This window comes from Streptomyces sp. NPDC001351 (genome assembly GCF_042896045.1).
GTDB lineage: Bacteria > Actinomycetota > Actinomycetes > Streptomycetales > Streptomycetaceae > Streptomyces.
The window spans coordinates 45,512-68,612 of record NZ_JBIAWS010000012.1 but is presented as its reverse complement, the minus strand read 5'-3'; the positions used below and the strand labels follow the sequence as shown (position 1 = coordinate 68,612).

The following is a 23,101-nucleotide window of genomic DNA, read 5'->3' as shown; positions in this document are numbered from 1 at the left end:
GACTGTCGCACCGCTCATTGCGAGGGCAGCCAACTCACGCACTGCTCCCGCAGGGCATTCCCGCACCGCCTCACCACGCACGTGGACCGTGTACGTGTCAGCGGGAGCCGGTTCCGTGGACGCCGTACCGGTCGATCAGGCTGAGTTCCTCGTCCGTCAGCGGCGGGAACTCCAGCGCCTTGAGGTTGTGGTCCAGTTGCCACGTGGAGCTCGCGCCGATGAGTGCGCTGGTCACCTGGGGCTGTCGCAGGGCCCACTGCAGCGCCAGCTGCGCCAGCGACTGGCCCCGCCGCCGGGCGATCTCGTTGAGTGCCGTGGCCCGCTCCCGGTAGGTGTCGTCGATGGCGTCCGGCGACAGGAAGGCGCTGTCGCGGGCGCGGGCGCCCGGGGGGATCGTGCCGTCGAGATACTTGTCGGTGAGCAGTCCCTGGGCGAGCGGGCTGTAGACCACGAGGCCGAAGCCGTCCCGGGCGGCGAGATCGAACAGACCGTTGAGCTCCGGGGTGCGGTCGAAGATCGAGTAACGCGGCTGGTGGACCAGCAGCGGGACTCCTGCCCGGCGCAGCAACTCCGCAGCCTCGTGGGCCCGTTCAGGGGTGTAGTTGGAGATGCCCGCGTACAGCGCCTTTCCTGACCGGACCGCCGTCACCAGGGCTCCGACGGTCTCCTCCAGCGGGGTGGAGAGGTCGGGGCTGTGGCTGTAGAAGATGTCGACGTAGTCGGTGCCGAGATCGCGCAGGCTGTGATCCAGCGAGGCCAGCAGTGACTTGCGGGAACCGCCCTTCAGGTAGGGACTCGGGCCGAGCGGGTTGCCGGCCTTGGTCGACAGGACGAGCTCGTCGCGGTAGGGCGCGAGATCCCTGCGCAGCACGGTGCCGAAGAACTTCTCGGCGGCGCGCGCAGGTGGACCGTAACGGTTGGCGTTGTCGAAGTGCGTGATGCCGAGGTCGAACGCGTGCAGCACGATGTCGCGCCGGGTCGCGTAGGGGCGGTCGGTGCCGAACTTCTGCCAGAGGCCGAACGAGAAGGCGGGGAGGCGGAGGCCCGAGGCGCCGGCCCTGCGGTAGTCGCCGAGCTTCTCGTAGCGGTCGTCGGCCGCTCGGTGGGAAGGGGCGCCGAATGTCATGCGCGGAGGGTCCGTTCAGGTGGGGACGGGAGACAGGAGACAGGAGACAGGAGACAGGAGAAATACAACCAGGCCGGACGCGGCAGTTGGCGGGCGGCTCCGCACCGGCGTGCGGCGGCGGATCGGGCACATTGACATTCCGATCGATCACTCGGAGACTCGATCGCATGCCTGAGGTCCTGCTGCTCACCAGCGAGCGATGCGTCGACCTCGTACGCGTGTCCAGCGCCCAGTGTTGATCCTCCTGGTGCCTTTCGCCGTTCCACTGCCGCGTGCTGTCGCGTCCGCTTTGACCTGAGAGGACGTACGTCCGGCTGCCCCGGGCGTCCGACACCGATCCGCGCGCAGTGTCCGAGGCGCCCTCCGACGGCCACCACCCCGCACAGCGATCGGAAGCATGATGAGCCCGGAATTCCTCTGGTACATCCCCAACACCGTCGAGCCGGGGCACCGCGGTGACGACACGACGACCGGCTGGGGCTCCGTCGAGTACTCCACCGACCTCGCCCGCACGGCCGAGGAACACGGCTGGGGCGGCGCACTCCTGGGAACCGGGTGGGGGCGCCCGGACACCTTCACCGTCGCCACCGCCCTGGCCGCCCGGACCACCACCTTCAAGCCCCTGATCGCGATCCGCCCCGGCTACTGGCAGCCGGCTCACTTCGCCAGCGCGGCGGCGACCCTCGACCAGCTCAGCCGCGGCCGGGTCCTGGTCAACATCGTCAGCGGACTGGACAACCTCGCCGCGTACGGGGACACCCGCAGCGATCCCGCGCAACGCTACGACCGCACAAGGGAGTTCCTCCAACTCGTACGACGGCTGTGGACCGAGGAGGAGGTGACGTTCGACGGCGAGCATTTCCAGGTCGCCCGGTCCACCATCGCCCCACGCCCGTACGCGACCGGTACGAGAGCGCATCCCACGCTCTACTTCGGCGGTGCGTCCGAGGCCGCCGAGCGGGTGTCGGCGGCGGAGGCGGACGTCCAGCTCTTCTGGGGCGAGCCGCTGGACGGGCTGGCCGAACGGATCGACCGGCTCAAGGAGTTGAGCGACCGGGTGGGCCGCAGGCACCCGCCGCTGGAGTTCGGGCTGCGGATCACCACCGTGGTGCGCGACACCACCGAGGAGGCGTGGCACGCGGCCGAGGAGCGGGTCGCGAGGATGGCGGCGGACGGCGGGAAGGAACTGACCTGGGCGGGGGACCGCAGGACCGCCGTCGGACAGCGGCGGCTCTTCGACCTCGCCGCGCGGGGCGAGGTGCTCGACACCTGCCTGTACACCACGCCCGGAAAGTTCGGCGGCGGGGGAGCGGGGACCACCTGGCTGGTCGGCTCCGCCGCCGACGTCGCCACGGCGCTGGAGAACTACCGCAAGCTCGGCATCACCCACTTCGTCCTCTCCGACACCCCCTACAAGCAGGAGATCAGCCGTGTCGGAGACCAGTTGCTGCCCCTGCTGCGCTGAGCGTCATGCGGTGGTCAGCTCCGGATGATGCTTCCTCACCACCGCGGGATGGGCGCGGACCCAGCCCTTGAGCTCGTTCCAGCCGAACTCCGCGAACAGCGGGTTGTCCGGGTCCTCCGTCACGCCTCGCGCATCCGATGCGCCGGGGAAGGGGAGCGGGGCGATCCGGGCGTCGAGGCGGGGGTTGTAGAAGAACGGTGCGGAAAAGCGCTCGCGTGATCCGGGAGGGGAGACCACGCGGTGGTTCGTCGCCTTGAGGTAGCCGTTTGTCGCGACCTCCAGCAGCTCGCCGAGGTTCACCACGAACGCTCCCGCCAGGTACGGCACGTCGATGAAGCCCTGCCCGTCCGGCGTCTCCACCTGAAGTCCGGGCACCTCGTCCGTCAGCAGCAGGGTCAGGAAGCCGTAGTCCTTGTGCACGCCGACGCCCTGGTCGTCCCCCTGCGGGGCCCGCCCCGGGTAGCGGACCAGTTTGAGGTGGTTGCGCGGGTGGCCGGAGAAGGCGTCGTCGTAGAAGTCCTCGGGGCCGCCGACGGCCGCGAGCAGCTCGTGCAGCAGCCGGTGGGCGACCGCGCTGAGCCGGTCCATCCACTCCAGCGAGACCTCCCGCAGTACCGGCAGGGCCGCAGGCCACTGGTTCGGTCCCTCCAGCCACCAGTAGGGCGGCTCGCCCGGGGCCGGCACGTGGGCGGGAAGCTCGTTGCTGATGTCGAGTTGGTCGCGCCAGTCGCGACGGCCCTGGGTGTGCTCGTTGCCGATCCGCGTGTAGCCGCGGAAGTGGGGCGAGTTGAGGTTGTCGAGGGCGTGCCGGTCGGCCTCGGGCAGGGCGAAGAAGTCGCGGGCGGCGCTGATCAGTCGGGTCTGTTCGGCGGTGGTGATGCCGTGGCCGACCAGCTGGAAGAAGCCGACGTCGCGGGCGGCCCGGTGGAGCGCGTCACGGTCGGGGGCGGAGAGGTCGATCACCGGGAGGGAGGCGGGCTGGGACATGGGTGGCGTTCCTTGCGGGCTGTGCGGGTTCGGAGGAGGGACGTGCGGAGGGCGGTGGTGTCCGGCGCGCCCGGCCGGGCGCGAGGCACCCATGGCGCTCCACGGGCGCGTGGCCACATGGCTCGTATGGGTGCATGGGTGCATGGGGGTACGAGTGTGCGGTCGGCCTTGGGATGTCGCTCAGCGGCCTGCCTGCGCAGCGCCGATGCGGGCGGCCAGCTCCTTGATCTCGGCGGGGCCGACCCGGCAGCAGCCGCCGACGAGCGCCGCGCCGGCGCGGAGCCAGGAGGGCGCGAGGTCCGCGATCTCGTCCTGGGCGCCGAGCCAGCGGCGGGCTTCGGGGTCCCAGGTGCCGCCGCCGTTCGGGTAGACGACGCCGGGCAGTCCGGTGATCAGGGCCAGCGCGGCGGCCGCGTCGGCGGCGGGGGCGCAGTTCACCCCGGTGGCGACGACGGCGTCGCTGCTGCGGGCCAGCGCGAAGGCCTCGGTGAGCGGCTGGCCCGCGCTGGTGGTCGTCCCACGGATGCTGTACGAGAGCCAGGCCGGGATGCCCAGCCCGTCCAGGGCGATCAGCAGGGCTTCGGCCTCCCGCAGGTCGGGAATGGTCTCGACGGCGAAGACGTCGGGGGCCGCCTCGGCCAGCGCCTCCAGCCGGGGGCGGTGGAAACGGGTCAGCTCGGCCACGGTGAGGCCGTAGTCACCCCGGTATTCCGAGCCGTCCGCCAGCATCGCGCCGTACGGGCCCACGGACGCCGCGACCCAGCGCCTCCCGCCGGTCTCGGCCTGGGCGGCGTCGGCGGCCTCGCGGGCCAGGGACACGCTGCGTCGCAGCAGTGCCGTGGTCTCGGTGCCGGAGATGCCCAGTCGGGCGAAACCGTCGTAGGTGGCCTGGTAGCCGGCCGTGATGGCGACCTGTGCGCCCGCCGCGTAGTAGGCGCGGTGGACGGCCGAGATCGCGTCGGGGTCGTCGCGGAGCAGGCGGGCGGACCAGAGAGCGCCGCTCAGGTCGTGGCCCTGGGCCTCCAGCTCGTTGGACATGCCACCGTCCAGGATGAGGGGGCCGGCGGCCAGGGCGTCGCGGAAGGTCGTCACAGCACTCTCGTCACGAAGTCGCGGGTTCGGGGATGGTCGGGGGCGGTCAGGACGCGGGTGGGCGGTCCGGACTCCAGGATCCGGCCGTCGTCGAAGAAGACGACCTCGTCGGCGACCTCGCGGGCGAAGCCCAGTTCGTGGGTGACGACGAGCATCGTCATGCCGTCGGCGGCGAGGGCGCGCATGACGTCCAGCACCTCGCCGACCAGTTCCGGGTCGAGTGCCGAGGTCGGCTCGTCGAACAGCATGAGCTTCGGCCGCATGGCCAACGCGCGGGCGATGGCGACCCGTTGCTGCTGGCCGCCGGAGAGCTGGACGGGGTAGGCGTCGCGCCGGTCGGCCAGACCGACCCGGTCGAGGAGTGCCAGCGCCTCCTCGGTGGCCTCCGCGCGGGGGCGGCCCGCGCCGAGCGGTCCCTCGGCGACGTTGGCGAGGGCCGTCAGGTGCGGGAAGAGGTGGAAGCGCTGGAAGACCATGCCGATGTCACGACGCTGCCGGGCCAGGTCACGGCGGCGCAGCTCGCGCAGCCCGTCCCGGTACCGCTCGTATCCGATCGGTTCGCCGTCCACCAGGATCCGGCCGCCGTCGGGCCGCTCCAGACGGTTCACGCAGCGCAGGAAGGTGGACTTCCCCGACCCGGAGGGCCCGATCACACAGGTGACCGTGCCGCGCGCCACGGAGAGGTCGATGCCGCGCAGCACTTCACGCCCGGCGAAGGACTTGCGGACACCGGTGGCCTCGATCATCATCGGCTGCCGCCCTTCGCGAAGTGCCGTTCGAGACCCTGCTGGCCGATGTTCAGCAGGGTCGTGACGGCCAGGTACCAGATGCTGGCGACGATCAGCAGCGGGATCGTCTGGTAGGTGCGGGCGTACACGATCTGCACGGAGTACAGCAGCTCCGCGTAGGCCAGCACGCTCACCAGGGAGGTCGTCTTGAGCATGGAGATGGTCTCGTTGCCGACCGGCGGGATGATCACCCGCATCGCCTGCGGCAGGACGATCCGGCGCAGCGTCCTGGCCCGCGACAGCCCCAGCGCGTCCGCCGCCTCCAGCTGCCCGTGGTCGACCGAGACGATCCCGGCCCGGATGATCTCGGCGAGATAGGCGGCCTCGTTGAGGCCGAGACCGAGCAGGGCCGCGGCGAACGTCGTGATGACGGAGTTCGCGGAGACACCGCCGATCGCCGGCACGAGGGGCAGGTGCAGCGACAGTGTCGGGTACAGCGCGGAGATGAAGCCCCAGAACAGCAGCTGGACCAGGAGCGGGGTGCCCCGGAAGAGCCAGATATAGGCCCAACTGACGGTCCGCGCGACGGGGTTGTCCGACAGCCGCATGAGGGCCAGCGCGATGCCGAGCACGAGCCCGATCGCCATGGCGGCGGCGGTGAGCTCCAGGGTGGTCAGCAGGCCCGTCATCACCGTCCGGCTGAACAGCCAGGCACCGACCGTGCCCCAGCCGAAGCGCCGGTTGGTGATCAGCGACTGGACCAGGCTCGCGGCCAGGAGCACGACCACGAGGGTCAACGCCCACTGGCCCGGCCTGCGACGGCGGTAGACCGGCAACTCCTCGCTCATGAGGCCGCGTTGATCTCGAACTTGTCCAGGGCGCCGGACTGAAGGCCCCACTTGGCGAGGACCTGCTGGTAACCGCCGCTCGCCTTGAGGTCCTCCAGAGCCGTCTTGAGCAGCCCGGTCAGCTCACTGTTCTTCGGTACGGCGATGCCGAAGGGCGCGTTGCCGTAGGAGTCGCCTGCGATCTCCAGCTTGCCGCCGGACTGCTTGGCTGCATAGGCGGCGACCGGGGAGTCGGCCAGGGCGGCGTCGGCGCGGCCGCTGGTGACGGCGAGGTTCACACCCGTGCCGTCCGGGAAGGTGCTGACCTTGATCGGCGTTTTGCAGGTCCTGGCGCGGGCCGGCAGGTCGACGAGGGCCTGCGTGGACCCCTTCGCCACGGCGACGGCACGGCCGCACAGCGAGTCGCCCCCGGGCTTGAGCGCCTTGGGGTTCCCGGCCGGGACCAGCAGGGACGTGCCCGCGTCGAAATAGGTGACGAAGTCGACGACCTTCTCCCGCTCGGCGGTGTCCGTGAAGGAGGAGACGCCGAGCTGGTACTTGCCCGACTGCAGGCCGGGCAGGATCGAGTCGAAGGGCACGTTCACGATGGTGACCTTGACGCCGAGGACAGTGCCAAGGGCCCTGTCGAGGTCGGCCTCGGCGCCGACGACCGTCTTGTTGTCGGAGGCGAAGAAGTCCATCGGCGGGTAACTGACATCGCTGGCGACCGTGATCCCGCTCGCCTTCACCGCGGCCGGGAGCTTCGCGGCGAGTGCTGCGTTCTTCGCGATCGGGGCGGCGGCAGAGGCGCCGGAGGACGTGCTGGATGAGGCGTCGGCCGGCTGGGAGGGGTCGGCGCATCCCGCCAGAAGCAGTGTCGCGGAACCGAGGAGTACTAGCGGGCGCAGAGCGGACAAGGCGAACTCCTGATGAGCATGAAGTGCGAGGGATGGCTGGAGACTATCCCTGGATGCGTAATAGGCAAGTCCAGTTGCTCATCATGCACGGATCGTGCAATGAACCTGCAATGTTCCCGCAACGAAGGCGCGAAGCGGTGTTGCGGCCTGGCGCTATGCTCGGCCCGCGATGACCACCGAAAGCAGCCTGAAACGCGGCCTGGCCGTGCTCCGACTCTTCGCCCAGCACCCGTCGCAGGACCCACGCGGCCACACTGCCGCCGAGGTCGCCGCGCTGCTGGGCCGCGAACGAAGCCAGGTCTCCCGCATCCTCCGGAGCCTCGCGACGGCCCGGTTCCTGCGCCGTGATCCCGCGTCGCTGCGCTACTCCGTCGCCTGGGAGCTGTACGCGCGCGCCCAGCAGATCACCGAGGCCCGCCTGCACCGGGACGGCCGCACCGCGCTGGAGGGCGTCGCCGCCGACACGGGGGAGTGCGCGTACCTGGGAGTCCTGCGGGGCGCCAGCTCGGTGACGATCCTCGAGTCGATGCCGCCTGCACTGTCCTCGTTCGTCTCCTGGGTGGGCCGCGCCTATCCCGCCTACTGCAGCGACGCCGGGCAGGCCCTGCTGTTCGACGCGGACGACACCGAGGTCGCCGCCGTTTTCGCCCGTACCGCCTTCGTCCGGCACGGCCCCAACACCCCTGCCGACCTGGACGACTTCCTGGCCCGCCTGCACGCGGCCCGGAAGCGGGGCTACTCGATCGTCGACCAGGAGGCCGAACCCGGGCTGTACTCGCTCGCCGCTCCGGTCAGGGACTTCCGCGGAGAGATCGTCGCCGCCGTGCAGGTCGTCGGCCCGCGCCGCCGTCTGGAGCCGGCGACGGCGGCCTGCGCGGACTCGGTGGTCCGCTGGAGCGACTGGCTGACTGCGGCACTGCGCTCAACGGACCATGAGACGGACGAGGAGACGGGCCGGGACTGAGCAGCCGTGGTCCAGTCGAGGTTCAGCCGAGGAGGGAGGCCAGCCGCGCCGCCGCGTCACCGATCGCGGCGACGATCTCGTCCCGGTCGTCCCTGGCCGCCGCGTGCGGCACGACCGCGCTGACCGCCGCCACCACGTCCCCGCGTGCGTCCCGCACCGGTGCGGAGACCTCCAGCACGTCCTCGTCGTACTCGCTCTCGCACACCGCGACCCCGCGCCCGGCGTCCGCGGCGACCCGCGCCAGCAGATCGTCCACGGTCCGCGGCGCGTAGGGGCCGCCCGCCCCGATGAAGTCCTCACCGCCCAGGAGTTGTGCCACCTCCGCCCGCGAGTGGTCGAAGAGCAGCGCCCGCCCCGCCCCGGTGCACCAGACCGGCGTCAGCCGCCCTGCCCGCGCCCAGGAGAACTCGGCCCAGGCCGCCAGCTCGGCCCGCACCGAGAGCACCATCGCCCCACAGAGCACGTCCACGTACGCACACGCCCCGAACCGGACCACCAACTCCCGCAGCAGCGCCCGGCTCTCCACGCCCCACGGACCGGCCTCGGCCGCGACGGCCAGCAGATCCGCCCCGGCACGGAACTCGTTCCCGTCCCGGGTGAGTGTCCCGGTGCCGACCAGATCCCGCAGCAACCGCGACGCCTGCCCCTTGTCCAGCCCGCTCTCCTCCGCCAGCCGGACCACCCCGGGTCCCCCTCGGCTGTCGAGCTCCCCCCGGACCACCCGTTCCACCAGTCCGAGCCCCCTGGGCAGTGCACCCGTCGCCACGTCCATGCGCCGGATGCTACAGATTCCGGCGAAGACCGCGGGCACCAGGACCGGGACGATCGCCGAAGAGCCCGCTCTCAAGATGCCAGGCGCCGGCCGCCATCGCCCCGCATGGACGTCACGACGGCTGACGGGGGCGTCGAGCCGGATGGCCGTGGCGCAGCTCGCCCTTGGCCCGCGAACTCGCAGCCAGGATCCCCGACATCGACATACGCGAGAGCCTGGTCGCCGCGCGTTCCACCTCACGGGGACGTTCATGTCATCGTCCCCGGCCTTGCGCCATGCGGCCTTGCGGTCCCGTACTCCAGCGGCACATCATGATGACGTTGATCAAACGTCGTGGCGAGCGATCCCGCTTGTCGACGCCACGGCGGCCGGGGCCGCCTGATCCGCGCACTGCCGGATCCCTGCGTCAGGTCCGATGGGAGTCACGAGTGAGGGCAACGCACGTCGGACCGGTCGCGGTTGTGCCGCCGGTCGGGACGAAGCGCCGGCACGTCGACCTGTGCCGGACCCACGCCGCGCTCTGTCGCTGACCGTACCTCCCGGCCTGCTGTCGGCAGCCCCGCACCACCCGTGATGCCCGACCGGGCTTGATCGCGCGTGCGCGGGGTGTCCGCCCATCCCTGAAAAGGCCGCCCCTCGGGGAAGGCCGCCCTACCGGAAAAGCCGCCGCTCCCGGATGCCACCGACATCGATGAGAACGGATGAACAGTGAGCGCAAAGCAGCCCAGAACACTCAAGACCGTGACCGGAGCCGGCGGCACGTCGGAGACGTACGACCTGGCGATCGACCCGACCCGATCCACCCTGGACACCGCCGTGCGGGTGGCGAAGCTCGCCGAAGCGGCGCGGTTCGACGCGCTGTTCACCGCCGATCTGCTCAGGTTCGACGCCCAGGGCGCCATCGGCTCGCAGGAGCCGCTGGTCTTCGTCTCGGCACTGAGCCAGGTGACCTCGCGGATCGGCCTGATCGCGACGGTGTCGAGCACCTTCCACCATCCCTTCAACCTGGCCCGGCTCTTCGGCACCCTCGATCACGTCAGCAACGGGCGGGCCGCCTGGAACCTGGTGACCTCCTCGATCGGTGAGGAGAACTTCGGCGCCGGCGAACTGCCCAGCCCGGAGGAGCGCTACGCGCGCGCCGCGGAGACACTGGACGTGGTCAACGCGCTGTGGGACAGCTGGGAACCCGGCGCGCTGACGGCCGGTGCGGACGGGAGGGCGGTGCTGCACCGCGACCGGGTGCACCCGATCCACCACTCCGGCCGGTTCTTCACCGTCACCGGTCCGCTGAACATCCCGCCGCTGCCGCAGCGCCGCCCGGTGCAGATACAGGCCGGGCAGTCCGAGGCGGGGACGGCGCTGGGCGCCCGCTACGCGGAGATCGTGTTCACGTCGCTGCCCACCCTCGACCACGCCCTGGACTTCACCCGGAAGATCCGCGACCAGGCCCGCAGCCTGGGACGGGCCGACGGACTGCCGCTGATCTTCAGCTCGTTCCACGCCACGTACGGCGCCACCGAGGAGGAGGCGAAGCGGCTCGTGCGCGAGAAGCGGGAGTCGATCGACTTCGAACGCGGCCGTACCCAACTGGCCGACATGCTCGGCGGCGGAGTCGACCTGTCGGAACTCCCGCTGGACGCGCCGCTGCCGGAGAGCCTGCTGCCCGACGTGGCGTCGGTGAACCGCCGCCGCGGCCGGGTCGACATCTTCACCGGCTACGCGCGGCAGGGCTACACGCTGCGGGAACTCATCATCGCGGCACAGGACACCGGACACTGGGCGGCCGCGGGAACCCCCGAGCAACTCGCCGACGCCGTCGAGGAACGCTTCCGCGCAGGCGTCCTGGACGTGATCTCGCTGGGCGGTCTCGCGGACCCACGCCAGCACGACTTCGTCGTCAACGGACTCCTGCACGAGCTGCGCAAACGAAAGATCGTCGCCGCCGACTACACTGGCACGACGCTCCGCGAGAACCTCGGGCTCGAACTGCCGGCCCGCGACACGGCACCCGTCCGGGTCTGAATCGAGCCGCGCTCGGGACCGCCCGGTCCCGAGCGCGGATCACGGCTTCGCCGAACCCCAACTACTCTGCACAGCCGCTTCGTTGACACCGACTGGACGACGTGCTTGCATCGCGTCATGCTTCCGCCGGAGCCTCTGACCCGTCGCCGCGCCGTGGACCTCGTCCGGGTGGCCGCCGCGCTGTGTCGGTTCCCCGGCTGATCGGATCTCTCCCCGGGTTCCCTTCTTCGACGGCCTTGTCACGCATGCGCTGTCGGTTTCCGTCTCCGCAGGCCTGCCGAGGACGCTCCGCGCGCGTCGGTGCCGCGCTCCGCCCGAGCCTCTTTCCCCATCCACCACCCATGACGGGACAGCCATGTCTGCTGCCGGTTCCGCCGCCCACCACGAGATCGCCTACGACCGCCGCAGGCTGCGCCAGTGGCTCGCCGGGGAGGCCAGAGCGGACGGGGTCACGCGGCGCCGGCTGCTGACGCTGCTGGCCGCGACCGCCGCCGCCACCGCACTCCCCGTGCCACATCCCGCTCGCGCCGCCGACTCGCCGATCCTCAAACCGCTGCCGCCTGAGTGGTTCATCCAGCGCGGCACCAATGCCGAGACCCGCTGGGAGGCGCTGCGTGGAACCGGCCATCACACCCCCAACGCAAAGTTCTTCGTCCGCAACCACACCGCGACGCCCGTCCTGGACGCCGCCGACTGGCGGCTGAGACTGTGGGGCGACGGGCTGCGCGGCACACCCCCCGAGGACAGGCCGGTGGAATTCGGGTACGACGATCTGCGCGCCCTGCCGGCCGTCACCCGTACCGCGTTCGTCGAGTGCGCCGGAAACGGCCGTAGCTACTACTCGACACAACAGGGCGAGACGGTCACCGGCACCGCGTGGACGCTGGGCGCGGTCGGCGTCGCGCGCTGGCGCGGGGTGCGCCTGGCCGACGTACTGCACAGGGCCGGGCTGTCCTCGTACGCCGTGGACGTGCAGCCCCGTGGCCTCGACGCCGAGTACGTCAGCGGCGGCGAGAGCCTCGGCCGGGTGCGCCGCCCGCTGCCGCTGGCCAAGGCGCTGGACGACGTGCTGCTCGCGTACGAGATGAACGGCGAGCCGCTTCCTTACGACCACGGCCACCCGGTGCGGGTGCTCGTGCCCTCGTGGGTGGGGATCGCCTCGATCAAATGGGTCGGCGACATCGAGGTGTCGGCGCAGCCGCTTTACTCGCCGTGGAACACCACCTTCTACCGGCTGTTCGGCCCCGCCTACCCGCAGGAGGGCAGTGCGCCGCTGACCCGACAGACGATCAAGAGCGCCTTCGAGCTGGCGAGCGGCGCGACGTTCCCGGCAGGGGAGAGCCAGGTGCTGCACGGCCGGTCCTGGTCGGGTGCGGGCGCCGTCGCGCGGGTCGACGTCAGCACCGACGGTGGGACGACATGGCGGCGGGCCCGACTGCACGACCGGCCGCGTTCCGGCACCTGGACGCGCTGGTCAGTGCCCTGGACACCTGGTACGCCCGGCCCGACACATGTGCTGGCACGCGCCACGGACACGGCGGGCCGCACCCAGCCGGACACCGCCGTGTTCAACACACAGGGCTATCTGTTCGACGCGGTGGTGCGCCACCCGGTGACCGTGCTCTGACGAGGACAGACCCTGATCGAGTGGACCGAGGGGCGACCCCACCTGCAGGCTTACGTCACGGTGTGGCACGCCTGTCAGTCGATCCCGGACCGTTCCACGCCCGCCACGATCCACCGCTGGAAGCACAGGAACACGACCAGCAACGGCAGGATCGACACGGCCGCCGCGACGAACAACTCGTGGAGCCGCACGACCTGGGACGTGGTGAAGGAGGACAAGGCCACCTGAACCGTCCAGGCGTCGCGGTCCTGCCCGATCACCAGCGGCCACAGGAAGGAGTTCCACGCGCCGATGAACACGATCGTCCCGACGGCGGCGAAGACGGGCCGTGCGTTCGGTACGACGATCAGCCAGTACGTCCGCCAGTAGCCCAGCCCGTCGACCTGCGCCGCGTCCTCCAACTCCGAGGGAAAGCCCAGGAAGTACTGCCGGAAGACGAAGCAGGCGAAGGCCGAGAACAGCGTCGGGACGATCAGCCCCCGATACGTCGAGATCCAGCCCAGCGACGACACGAGCACGAAGCTCGGGACGAAGGTGACGGCGGCCGGGACCATCAGGGTGCCGAGGACGGCGTAGAAGACCTTGTTCGCGTGGCGGTAGGGAATGCGGGCGAGGCCGTACCCGGCGAGCGAGGCGAGCAGCAGTGTGCCGAGCGTCGTCGCGACGGCGATCAGCGCTGAGTTGAGCAGGGAGCGGGCGAAGGGAACGGAGGTGTCGTCGAAGAGTTCCCGCACGTTCCCCCAGCGCAACTCCGAGGGGAAGAAGGTCCATTCGGGAGCCGTGATGTCCTGCTCGCTCGACAGCCCGTTGCGCACGAGGAGATAGAACGGGACGAGGAAGAGAAGGGCCAGCGCGATCAGCAGGACGAGCCGCAGGGCGCGTCCGACCCGTACCACCGCGTCCTCCATCTCACTCCTCCCTCCTGCCCAGACCGAACCAGCGTGCCTGCCCCACCGTCACCACCACGATGATCAGCGAGAGGATCACCGCGCCCGCGCTGCCGAGCCCGAGGTCCTGCCCCTGGCCGAGGGCGATGTAGTAGAGGTAGACGAGCGGCGGACGGGCGTAGGGCGGATAACCGCGGGAGTCCGAGAGGAGGTTGTAGAACTCGTCGAAGGCCTGGAAGGCGTTGATGACGAGGAGCAGGACGACCGCGACCGACGTGGCACGCAGCTGGGGCAGCGTGATGTTCCGCAGCACCTGCCAGCCGGGCCGGGCGCCGTCGACCGCGGCGGCCTCGTACAGCCCGGGGTCGATCCGCTGCAGCCCGGCCAGGAAGAGGATCATGTAGAAGCCCGCCTGGAGCCACAGCCGTACCGTCACGATCACCAGCCAGTACCAGGGCGGTTCGGTGGTGGACAGCCAGGCGACCGGATCGCCGCCGAACCAGCCGAGCACCGTGTTGGCGAGCCCGAACCGCACTCCGCTGAAGACGGACATCTTCCAGACGAGGGCGGCGACGACGTAACTGCACGCCGCCGGAAGGAAGAACACCGACCGGAAGAACGCCCGCGCCCTGCGTACCCGGTTGACCATCAGGGCTAGGGCCAGTGAGAACACGTACGTCGTGGGCACGATGAACGCCGTGAAGACCAGGAAGGTGCGCAGGCTGCCGACGAAGGCGTCGTCCGACAGCAAGGCCGTGTAGTTGCCGAGGCCGACGAAATCGGTGGGCGTGACGGTGTTGTGGGCGTCGAAGAAGCTGAGGGCGACGCTCCACAGCAGCGGGACGTACGTGAACAGACCCAGCCCGAGGGCGAACGGACCGACGAAGATCCAGAACCAGAGCGTGCGGTTGCGCACCCTGCGTCGGGCCGTGACGACTTCTGCCGTCACGACTTCTTCCTCACCCGGTCGAGTTCGGCCGACACCTTCCGGACGACCGCCCGCAGCTCGCTCTCCGGGTTCGCCCCGCTTCTGATGATCCGGCTCAGCGCGTCCTGGTACGCGGTCTGGCCGGCCGGGGTCCACAACAGAGGCTGCGCATAGCCGTGTTCGGTGGTGAGGCGAACGGCCTCGGCGGCCGCGCCCGTCTTCAGCTTGTCGGCCTTCTTGGCGAGGGAGAGGCGGGCGGGGATGTGGAAGCCGTAGGAGAGCGCGAAATCCTCCTGGTAGTCGGTGTGTTCGACCCACAGCCACTTCACGAAGGCCTTGGCCGCGGCCCGGTGGTTGCTGCGGGCGCTGACGGCGGCCCCGTACGCGCCGACGGGGACGGAGGGCGCGCCCGATCCGTCCTTGGGGAATGGCAGCACCCCGAAGTCGTCGCCGAGTTCCTTCTGCACCTGGGGCAGCGCCCACAGGCCGGACCACTGCATGGCGGTCAGGCCCTGGAGGAAGGCGGACGGGTCCGACCAGTCGGCGGGGGCGCCGAGGAGCAGGGACTTGTCGGCGTACAACTGGTGGAGCTTGGCGAGGGTACGGGCGGCGGCCGGGTCGTCGAAACCGACCTTGCCGTCCTCGGTGACGAGCTGAAGTCCGGCCGCGTACAGCGGAGTTCCGCCTAAAACACCGGCCCCTCCGTCGTTGCCCAGGAAGAGCCCCTTGACCTTCTTCGTGGTCAGCCTCCCGGCGGCGTCGACGAGCGCGTCGAGGGTGGTCGGCGGCTGAACGCCCGCGTCGTTCAGCAGGCTCTTACGGTAGTAGAGCAGCTGCATGTCGATGACCTGCGGGATGCCCCAGATTCTCCCGTCGTACGTCTTCGGGGTGAGCACGGCGGGGTTGAAGTCGTCCTTGACGCCGTCGAGCAGGTCGGTGAGATCGACGACCTGGCCGCCCTGGATCTGGTCGAGGGTGGGACCGCCCTCGAAGACGTCGGGGCCGGAGTCGGTGAGCAGCGCGGCGGCCGTCTGCTGGTCGTAGTTGCCGGGCCGCCACTGGACGTCGACCTTCGCCTTCTCGTACGCGGCGGCGTACCGTTCCACGGCCTGCTCGGTGCCCGTCTCGCCGTACTGGTGGTACCACTGCGACAGTCTCGGTCCCGCGCCGGCGTCGTCGCCGCGTCCGGTGTTGGACCCGCAGGCGGTGAGCAGTCCGGCGCCCGCCCCCGCGGCGAGCAGTGCCCTGCGGCTGATGGTCATGGTGCGTGCCCCCTGACGATTGTCGTTGCACGGCCCAACGATCAATCATGCGGCGGGATTACGACGGGAGTGTTGCGGCAGTCTGTCCGAATCGAGCGGTGCCCACGCGCCGGTGCGGCACGGGTGGCTTACGGCGTCCCGAGGCCGGACGCCTGATTCTGTGACTGCTCCGGCCGGGGCGCCAACGAGTTGAGTCCGATGTCGATGAGTCGGGCTGCGCGTTGGACGTCGGCACTCACGGCGTCGTGCAGTTCTTCGAAGGTCTGGGTGCGGTTCAGGTGCTTGCGCAGCGCCCGGAACTGGATGGACCACAGAGCGAGGAGGGCGGTTGCGGCGATCTGTGATTCGGGGTCGTCCGAGCTCATCCCGGTTCGCTGGGCCAAGACGTCGGCGGCTACGGCGACTTGCTTGTCGGTGGTGTCGCGCTGATGGGCCCGCAGGGACGGAGTCGATCGGATCAGCATGCCGAAGCGCAGAAGCATGGCCTTGGCCTCGGCCGGGTCGTTCTGAGAGCTCAGCCATGACGTGATGTTGGCCAGCTCGCTGGAGAGGATCTTCAACGCCGCGTCGACGGGCGACAAGTCCGGATCGGCCAGGACGGCTCTCAGCGAGGCCATGGTGACCTCGCCCAGATCGAGGACGAGGGATTCCTTGGTCGGGAAGTAGTTGAACACCGTCTTCTCCGACACCCCGCAGGCTTCTGCGATCTCGGCGACCCGTACCGCGTCGAAGCCCCGCTCCATGAACATCTCGGTGGCTGTGTCGGACAGCTGCCGTCGAAGAAGCCGCTTCTTACGCTCCCGTAGCCCCTCGACGGGAGGTACCTCGTCATGCGGGCGCAGGGCCGTCCAATCCACGGTGCGCATGGTCATCACCGAAGCATAGTCCAGTCTCCGAATATTTTCTGTTACTGTAAGTTTTCAGTCTCTGAAAAAATGTGCGGGCTTTTGACGCCTGCGTGTGAGAGGAGCCCTCGATGAGCGCCATCCACATCGTCCGCGACTACCCGCATCCACCGGAGAAGGTCTGGCGCGCGGTCACCGATCCGGAGCTGATTCCGCTGTGGACGGCCACTGGCGCCGGCGCTCGGCCGGAGAGCTTCGCCACCACGGTCGGGACCAAGTTCAAGTTCATCGCGAATCCCAAGCCGGGCTGGAGCGGCGTCGTGCTGTGCGAGGTGCTGGAGGTGCGTGAGCCTTCGCTGCTGCGCTACTCGTGGCAGGACGAAAGCGGTGGCGAGGTGACTGAGGTCGCCTACCGGCTCACACCGCACGGCGGCGGAACTCGCTTCACCTACGACCACACGGGCTTCACCGGGGCCGGAGGCTACGTCATGGCCAAGATCCTCGGCGCCGTCCGCACCAAGATGCTCACCAAGGGTCTGCCTGCGGTGCTGAACGACCTCGACGACCAAGGCAACCTGTGCCCGGAAAGCCCCCTGGGGCCCAAGCGGCCCTAAGCGGAGCTTCCGCCGGTGCCGCTGAAACCGCGGGGGGCTCCCGCAAGCCGGCTGCCTGTCGGATCGCGGCGCGACGCCCGGCGGCCGGCGGGTCCTCCGGGCGGAGTCGGAGCGCAAGGAATTCGCCAAGGTTTCTCAAAATCGAGCCCCAGGAGCCTATTAGGTAAGCCTTGCCTCATCTAGTTTCAGAGGTACTTCTCCGCTCGTCCAACTGGAGTCCCCCTAAATGTCCGGTTCCCAGGTAGCCCTGCTCGGCGCCATCGCAGGGTTCACCATCTACCTCGGCCTGCCCCTCGGCCGACTGCGCAACCCGAGCCCCCGGCTGCGCGCAGGTCTGAACGCCGTCGCCATCGGCATCCTGATCTTCCTGGTCTGGGACGTCCTGACACACGCGTGGGAGCCGGTCGACGGCGCGCTGGGCAAGCACGACTGGGGCACCGTGGCCTCCGGGGGCCTCACCCTCGCCGTGGGCCTCGGAGTCGGGCTGATGGGCCTGGTGTACTACGACGGCTGGATCGCCCGCCGTGCGGCCTCCGCAGCGCGGCCCGTCGGCCCCGGTGCTGCCGCCTCCGCCGAGCTGGCCCCCAGGGTCCGCAGCCAGGCCGCCTCGCTCGCGCTGATGATCGCCACCGGCATCGGCCTGCACAACTTCGCCGAGGGCCTGGCCATCGGCAACTCCGCCGCCAAGGGCGAACTCTCCCTCGCCGTACTCCTCATCATCGGCTTCGGCCTGCACAACGCCACCGAAGGGTTCGGCATCGTCGCCCCGCTGGCCGCCGAGGGTGAACGCCCCTCATGGGCCACGCTGCTGCTGCTCGGCCTGATCGGCGGCGGTCCGACCTTCCTCGGCACCGTGGTGGGCCAGCACCTGGTCGACGACACCGTGTCGATCGCCTTCCTGGGGCTGGCCGCGGGGTCCATCCTCTACGTGGTCATCGAGCTGCTGGCCGTCGCCCGCAAAGCCGCGCTGAAGACCCTGACCACCTGGTGCGTCCTGCTGGGCCTCGTCCTCGGCTTCGCCACCGACGCCGTCGTCACCGCCGCCGGGGCCTGAAGCTCCCGTACCGTCTGCCGTCAGCTGCCCGCGAGAAGAGTCGCAGGCAGCTGACGTGCGTGTTCCCCCGTGAAGTTCTGCCCGTTGAAACAACGGCCGGCGGATGCGGACCACTGGTGTGTACGCACGAGCGGCCGTCCGCGAGCCGGGCGCGGCCGGTGAGAGTCAGATGCCCGCTGCGGAGGTCGGCGGTCGTGACCCAGCCGCATGCGGCGGCGACGTACATACGGCGGGCTGCGGAGTCGTGGGCGAGCATGTCGGGTCCCTTCCGGCCCAGTGGTGCCGGTGATGTGCCAGGTGGTCGGGCTGAGTGGGAAGTGCCCCGCTTCCCGGGGAGTGCACACCCCTCCGGGGTCGATCAAGACCGTTGTACGGTCGCCGGTCGCAGCGGTGAGCCGGATTCAGCCACGCGACCGAGCGGCGTCGAGTGTCGTGACCATCCAGAGGCTGCACGCTCTGAACGGCGGTGAGGATCGCGTCGTCATGCTCTGTACGCTCGGCGAGCATGACCTCCGTGGTCACCCGGGACACGAACACCGCGAGGGCCGGGCGCCATGGAGCTTTGGCAGAGCCGGTTGCTGTCGTATGTCCGGCACAGCTTACTCTTACAACTTGTAGTAACTGCTGAGAGCGTCAGAGGGCCCCAGGCCAGGCCCTTTACGCGTCATGGTGGGGGCCGGTCGGCTTCGCAGCGGCGAGCGGGCCCGGGCCCGGCTGAGGAGTGGCGAGGATGAGTGAACACCGGCGCCGACCGTCGGGGAGGACCGGGCCGTCCGGGTCGTCCGGCTCGGACGGTATACCGTACGGCGGCCGTGCCGAGGCGCGCAGGGCTGCCCGGGCGGGGGACGGGCGAGGTCGCCGCGCGGCGGGCAGCGGCCGTCCAGCTGCCGGGCGCTCCGGCCGGGCGGCCGCGCGGCGCACGAATGCGGCAGGTTCCGGCCGACGCCTCATCGACTACCCGCGTGCGGGCAAGCGGGGCGTGCGGCGGTGGCTGCCCTCGTGGAAGCAGGTGCTCGGCACCTTCCTGCTGTTCTCCGGCGGCCTGCTGGGCCTGTTCACTTACGCCTACGCCACGACGACGATTCCGAGCGCGAATCCCAGCACCCAGCAGCAGAGCAACACCTACTACTGGTCCGACGGCTCGGTGATGGCCACGCAAGGGTCGACCAACCGGCAGAACGTCGACCTGGCCCAGGTCCCCAAGGCGGTGCAGTGGGACTTCCTGGCCGCGGAGAACGCCACCTTCTACTCCGACCCCGGCATCGACACGCAGGGCATGCTCCGCGCCGTCTACCACATGGCCACGGGCGGCGAGGTGCAGTCGGGGTCCACCATCACCCAGCAGTTCGTCAAGAACACCTACCTCGACCAGAGCCAGTCGCTCACCCGCAAGCTGAGGGAGATCATGATCTCCCTCAAGATCGGCAACCAGCTGTCCAAGCAGCAGATCCTGCAGGGCTATCTCAACAGCTGCTACTACGGGCGGGGCGCTTACGGCATCGAGGCCGCGGCCAACACCTACTATCACGTCCACGCCTCCCAACTGACCGTCAGTCAGGGCGCGTTCCTCACGGCCACGGTCAACGAGCCGAGCGTGATGATGCTCGCCGACACCGACCCGCAGGCCAAGGCCCAGGCCACGGCGCGCTGGACGTACGTCCTGCAGCGCATGGCCAAGATCCACAAGATCACCGATGCGCAGGAACAGCAGTACCTCGCCGCCGGATTCCCCACTCCCAAGCCCTACACGCCGTCGGCGGGGATGTCCGGACAGACCGGCTACCTGGTGCAGACGGCGCAGAAGTACGTCGAGGCCCATACGTCCCTCACCGACCAGCAGCTCGGTCACGGCGGCTACCAGATCTACACCACCTTCGACAAGAAGAGGGTGAAGGCGCTGTCGGCGTCGGTCGCGGCGATGCAGAAGAAGCACCTCGACCCGAAGCACCGCTCGGCCGACAAGGACGTCCAGGTCGGTGCGGCGTCGATCGATCCGTCGACCGGTGCGGTCGTGGCGCTGTATGGCGGAGCGGGCTGGAACAAGGGCCACTGGACCAACAACGCCGACGCCAAGGGGGTGCCGGTCGGCTCCACCTTCAAGCCCTTCGACCTGGCCGCCGCCCTCGACCACGGCGCCGTACTCTCCCCGGGCCAGTCGCCTTCACCGATCACCCCGGACTCCAAGTTCAACGGCGACGACGGCATCACCATCAAGAACCAGCAGGGCCAGGAAATGCCGAACTCGGGCGACCCCACGGGGCTCCTGCACCAGCGCAACGACGTTTCCACGAAGTGGGGCTACATCACCCTGCGCAAGGCCATGGAGCAGTCGGTCAACACCCCGTACGTCCAGCTCGGCGAATACGTCGGCTACGACAACGTGGAGAACGAGGCCCTCAAGGCGGGCCTGCTGCGCACGAGCCTGCAGTACGACACCCCCGGCTTCTACATCGGCACCTCCACCCCCTCGGCGATCCGCATGGCCGGCGCGTACGCCACCTTCGACGACGGCGGCGTCCAGCACGAGCCGTACTCGGTGACCAAGGTCATCGCCGACGGCCGGCAGCTGCCCGGCTTCGAGGCGCCCAAGGGGACGACGGCCATGCCCGCCTCGACCGCCGACACCGTCACCGACGTGCTGCAGGACGTGGTCAAACACGGCACGGGCACCAACGCCCTGGCCCTGGGCCGCCCGGCGGCCGGCAAGACCGGCACCACCGACGACTACAAGTCCGCCTGGTTCATCGGGTACACCCCGCAACTGGTCACGGCCGTCAGCATGTTCAAGGAGGATCCGAAGAACGCCGGTCTGCAGTCGATGCAGGGCGTCGGCGGCTACTCCAAGGTCTTCGGCGCCGACATGCCCACCGAGATCTGGACCGGCTACATGACCGCCGCCCTGAACGGCCGCCCCGTCCAACAGTTCCCACCCGCACCCCGACTCGGTCAGGGCAGCGACGAATACGGCGCCCCCTCGCCGACCCCCTCCGCCACCGCGAGCACGCCGTCGGCCACCCCGACCACCACATCGACCCCCACCACCGGAACATGTCACGGGCGGAAGAAGGACTGCCCCAGCCCGACCCCGACCGGCACCGTCGGCCCCACCACCGGCGGCGGCTCGACCGGCGGTGCGGGCGACGGCGGGCTGATCGGCGGCACCACCGGCGGCACCTCACCCACACCGACACCCACGCCAAGCCCCACTGGCCACGGCCGGCATCCGTAGCGGAGCCGGCGTTGGTCTCCGATGGGCGAACTGCGTTGAGATGTCTCCGTGAAGCCGAAGGGGGATCGCCAGTCGCTGGATCCGCAGTCGTGCTGGAGAAACCCTCGGAATCGGTGCCACAGGGGTTCGGTTGCCTGGAGCGCAACGGTGCGTCCAGGCAACCGACGTCAGGCCCTGGAAGAACCCAGGTCTTCTGGTACAGGCGCCGCGTGCTACGACGAGGTGGGCAGGTGCGGGGAGCGGAGTACGAGCAGGGTGATCTCGCTGGGGGCGAAGACGCGGAAGGGCGGGCCCCAGAAGCCGGTGCCGCGGCTGGTGTAGAGGAGGGTGCGGGGGCCGTGGTGGCTGAGGCCGGCGAGGGCGGGCTGGTCGAGGCGGACCAGGTGGTGGAAGGGCCAGATCTGGCCGCCGTGGGTGTGGCCGGAGAGCTGGAGGTCGATGCCGGCGGCTGCCGCCCGGTCGATGAACTTGGGCTGGTGTGCAAGGAGCAGGACGGGCAGCTCGGGGTTCGCGCCGTCCAAAGCTCCGGCGAGGTGGGCGCGGTGGCCTGCCAGGCCGGAGGACTCGGCGGTGACGTCGTCCACGCCGGCGACCACGAGGGTGTCGCCCCCGCGTTCGAGCAGCAGATGGCGGTTGCGCAGCGGCTCCCAGCCCAGCTCGTCCATCAGGTCGACCCAGCCCTGGGCCTCGCTGTAGTACTCGTGGTTGCCGGTGACGTAGACACGGCCATGGGTGGCCCGCACGGTTGCGAGCGGGGTGGCCTGGGCGCGGCGGCGTTCGGCCGTGCCGTCCGCGATGTCGCCGGTGTGGCAGACCAGGTCGGCTTCCAGGGTGTTCACCGTCTCGCACACCCGTGCAGACCAGCGGGCGCGATCGAGCGGGCCGTAGTGGGTGTCGGTGATGAGGACGACGCGAAGGCCGTCCAACCCGGCCCCCAGCCGTGGGAGCTGCACGTCGAGGCGGCGCACGCGCGGCACGCGGCGGGCTTCGGCGTACCCCCAGGCGAGCAGTACGGCGGTGACGCCGAGAACGGCCCACGTGACGATCCGGGCCCGGTCCTGGCTCCCGCCGAAGCCGGTCACGGCCAGGGCGAGCCGCAAGAAGACGCCGAGCAGAACGGACCAGGTGAACAGAACCCAGCTCGTGCCCAGCAGGGTGTCACCGAGGATCGCCGCCCGGTCGTGCTGACGCCGGCCGTGGCCGCGCACCATCGCAAGTGGCATACCGACGAGGCCGAGGACGAACAGCGCGGTGCCGGCCGACGTGACGGCCGGCGGCCAGTGCTGGCCCGTGTACAGGAGCACCCAGCAGGGCACGGCCCACAGCAGGACGGGGGCGATCAAGGGGATGTAGCGCATCAGGCGGTGCAGTCGGCTCTGCCGCGGAGCTTGCGCGTCGCTGTCGGCCGGTCGTGTGTTGCTGGTGTCGGTCACGCTTCGTCTCCCTGACCAGGCTGCTGTCTCGCGCAGGGTATCCGGTCGTCCTTGGGCTCCCGTACCCACTGCTGCGCGGCCCCGGCACGTGAACTGACGGCCGACGCGAGGCACTTGAGCGTACCTGTGACGACCACGGGCACCACGTCGAGCTTGGCCGCCGCTCCCTTGAGCCCTCGATCGCGACGGCATCCGGCCGAGTCGACCCCGCGGCTGGTGTCGGTCATGGCGGAGGCGGCGCCCAGCTGGCCGCGGCCGAGTGAGCCGGTGATGGCGGCGCTGCCCTCGGATCCGGACAGGCCGGTGCCGAAGCCCGCGAGGA

At 70.1% G+C, this 23,101-nt stretch carries 20 protein-coding genes; 8 read left to right on the top strand and 12 right to left on the bottom strand.

What is annotated here, in order from left to right:
• Positions 1–97: 97 nt before the first annotated feature.
• A complete protein-coding gene (locus ACFY1U_RS36280; protein ID WP_390698287.1) occupies positions 98–1,126 on the bottom strand; it encodes an aldo/keto reductase in 1,029 nt (342 codons plus the stop codon).
• A gap of 397 nt (positions 1,127–1,523) precedes the next feature.
• Between ACFY1U_RS36280 and ACFY1U_RS36275 the strand changes: the two genes are divergently transcribed.
• Complete coding sequence (locus tag ACFY1U_RS36275; RefSeq protein WP_390698286.1) at positions 1,524–2,591, top strand: LLM class flavin-dependent oxidoreductase; 1,068 nt, start codon at positions 1,524–1,526, stop codon at positions 2,589–2,591.
• Positions 2,592–2,594: 3 nt separating this feature from the next.
• Here ACFY1U_RS36275 and ACFY1U_RS36270 read toward each other — a convergent pair whose 3' ends face one another.
• From ACFY1U_RS36270 to ACFY1U_RS36250, 5 genes are all read right to left on the bottom strand, one after another.
• Positions 2,595–3,578 carry an isopenicillin N synthase family dioxygenase gene (locus tag ACFY1U_RS36270; protein ID WP_390698285.1) on the bottom strand — a complete coding sequence of 328 codons (984 nt, stop codon included), beginning with the start codon at positions 3,576–3,578 and terminating at the stop codon, positions 2,595–2,597.
• Between the two features lie 180 nt (positions 3,579–3,758).
• A complete protein-coding gene (gene mmuM, locus ACFY1U_RS36265; protein WP_390698284.1) occupies positions 3,759–4,670 on the bottom strand; it encodes a homocysteine S-methyltransferase in 912 nt (303 codons plus the stop codon).
• Entirely contained in the window at positions 4,667–5,416 is a 750-nt protein-coding gene (locus ACFY1U_RS36260; RefSeq protein ID WP_390698472.1) for an amino acid ABC transporter ATP-binding protein, read from the bottom strand. The genes mmuM and ACFY1U_RS36260 overlap by 4 nt, the downstream gene beginning before the upstream one ends.
• Positions 5,416–6,246 (bottom strand): amino acid ABC transporter permease, encoded by an 831-nt coding sequence (locus ACFY1U_RS36255; protein WP_390698283.1) that lies wholly within the window; start codon positions 6,244–6,246, stop codon positions 5,416–5,418. Before ACFY1U_RS36255 ends, ACFY1U_RS36260 begins: the two co-directional genes overlap by 1 nt.
• Positions 6,243–7,142, bottom strand: coding sequence for an ABC transporter substrate-binding protein (locus tag ACFY1U_RS36250; RefSeq protein WP_390698282.1), 900 nt, complete (start codon positions 7,140–7,142; stop codon positions 6,243–6,245). Before ACFY1U_RS36250 ends, ACFY1U_RS36255 begins: the two co-directional genes overlap by 4 nt.
• Before the next feature lie 169 nt (positions 7,143–7,311).
• On the opposite strand from ACFY1U_RS36250, the gene ACFY1U_RS36245 reads away from it, so the two are divergent.
• Positions 7,312–8,106 carry an IclR family transcriptional regulator gene (locus ACFY1U_RS36245; protein WP_390698281.1) on the top strand — a complete coding sequence of 265 codons (795 nt, stop codon included), beginning with the start codon at positions 7,312–7,314 and terminating at the stop codon, positions 8,104–8,106.
• 22 nt (positions 8,107–8,128) lie between these two features.
• Here the strand turns inward: ACFY1U_RS36245 and ACFY1U_RS36240 are convergent, their stop codons facing one another.
• Positions 8,129–8,878 (bottom strand): IclR family transcriptional regulator C-terminal domain-containing protein, encoded by a 750-nt coding sequence (locus ACFY1U_RS36240; protein ID WP_390698280.1) that lies wholly within the window; start codon positions 8,876–8,878, stop codon positions 8,129–8,131.
• Positions 8,879–9,619: 741 nt separating this feature from the next.
• On the opposite strand from ACFY1U_RS36240, the gene ACFY1U_RS36235 reads away from it, so the two are divergent.
• From ACFY1U_RS36235 to ACFY1U_RS36225, 3 genes are all read left to right on the top strand, one after another.
• Positions 9,620–10,900: an NtaA/DmoA family FMN-dependent monooxygenase gene (locus ACFY1U_RS36235; RefSeq protein WP_390698279.1), complete on the top strand. Its 1,281-nt coding sequence runs from the start codon at positions 9,620–9,622 to the stop codon at positions 10,898–10,900.
• A 117-nt stretch (positions 10,901–11,017) separates the two neighbouring features.
• Positions 11,018–11,101, top strand: coding sequence for a putative leader peptide (locus ACFY1U_RS36230; protein WP_390698471.1), 84 nt, complete (start codon positions 11,018–11,020; stop codon positions 11,099–11,101).
• Positions 11,102–11,255: 154 nt separating this feature from the next.
• Positions 11,256–12,527 carry a sulfite oxidase gene (locus ACFY1U_RS36225; protein ID WP_390698278.1) on the top strand — a complete coding sequence of 424 codons (1,272 nt, stop codon included), beginning with the start codon at positions 11,256–11,258 and terminating at the stop codon, positions 12,525–12,527.
• 74 nt (positions 12,528–12,601) lie between these two features.
• Here ACFY1U_RS36225 and ACFY1U_RS36220 read toward each other — a convergent pair whose 3' ends face one another.
• From ACFY1U_RS36220 to ACFY1U_RS36205, 4 genes are all read right to left on the bottom strand, one after another.
• Positions 12,602–13,435, bottom strand: a complete 834-nt coding sequence (locus ACFY1U_RS36220; RefSeq protein ID WP_390698277.1) for a carbohydrate ABC transporter permease — start codon at positions 13,433–13,435, stop codon at positions 12,602–12,604.
• A 1-nt stretch (position 13,436) separates the two neighbouring features.
• Positions 13,437–14,363, bottom strand: a complete 927-nt coding sequence (locus tag ACFY1U_RS36215; RefSeq protein WP_390698276.1) for a carbohydrate ABC transporter permease — start codon at positions 14,361–14,363, stop codon at positions 13,437–13,439.
• Positions 14,360–15,604: an ABC transporter substrate-binding protein gene (locus tag ACFY1U_RS36210; RefSeq protein WP_390698275.1), complete on the bottom strand. Its 1,245-nt coding sequence runs from the start codon at positions 15,602–15,604 to the stop codon at positions 14,360–14,362. The genes ACFY1U_RS36215 and ACFY1U_RS36210 overlap by 4 nt, the downstream gene beginning before the upstream one ends.
• Before the next feature lie 128 nt (positions 15,605–15,732).
• Complete coding sequence (locus tag ACFY1U_RS36205; protein ID WP_390698274.1) at positions 15,733–16,476, bottom strand: TetR family transcriptional regulator; 744 nt, start codon at positions 16,474–16,476, stop codon at positions 15,733–15,735.
• Between the two features lie 104 nt (positions 16,477–16,580).
• Here ACFY1U_RS36205 and ACFY1U_RS36200 point away from each other — a divergent pair, with 104 nt between their 5' ends.
• The 3 genes from ACFY1U_RS36200 (at position 16,581) to ACFY1U_RS36190 (ending at position 21,346) form a co-directional block, all read left to right on the top strand.
• The gene (locus ACFY1U_RS36200; RefSeq protein ID WP_390698273.1) at positions 16,581–17,063 is read left to right on the top strand and encodes an SRPBCC domain-containing protein; all 483 of its coding nucleotides are present in this window, start codon (positions 16,581–16,583) and stop codon (positions 17,061–17,063) included.
• 226 nt (positions 17,064–17,289) lie between these two features.
• Positions 17,290–18,117: a ZIP family metal transporter gene (locus tag ACFY1U_RS36195; RefSeq protein WP_390698272.1), complete on the top strand. Its 828-nt coding sequence runs from the start codon at positions 17,290–17,292 to the stop codon at positions 18,115–18,117.
• 730 nt (positions 18,118–18,847) lie between these two features.
• Complete coding sequence (locus tag ACFY1U_RS36190) at positions 18,848–21,346, top strand: transglycosylase domain-containing protein (RefSeq protein ID WP_390698271.1); 2,499 nt, start codon at positions 18,848–18,850, stop codon at positions 21,344–21,346.
• Positions 21,347–21,558: 212 nt separating this feature from the next.
• On the opposite strand, the gene ACFY1U_RS36185 is transcribed toward ACFY1U_RS36190, so the two are convergent.
• A complete protein-coding gene (locus ACFY1U_RS36185; RefSeq protein ID WP_390698270.1) occupies positions 21,559–22,779 on the bottom strand; it encodes a metallophosphoesterase in 1,221 nt (406 codons plus the stop codon).
• Positions 22,780–23,101 lie beyond the last annotated feature (322 nt).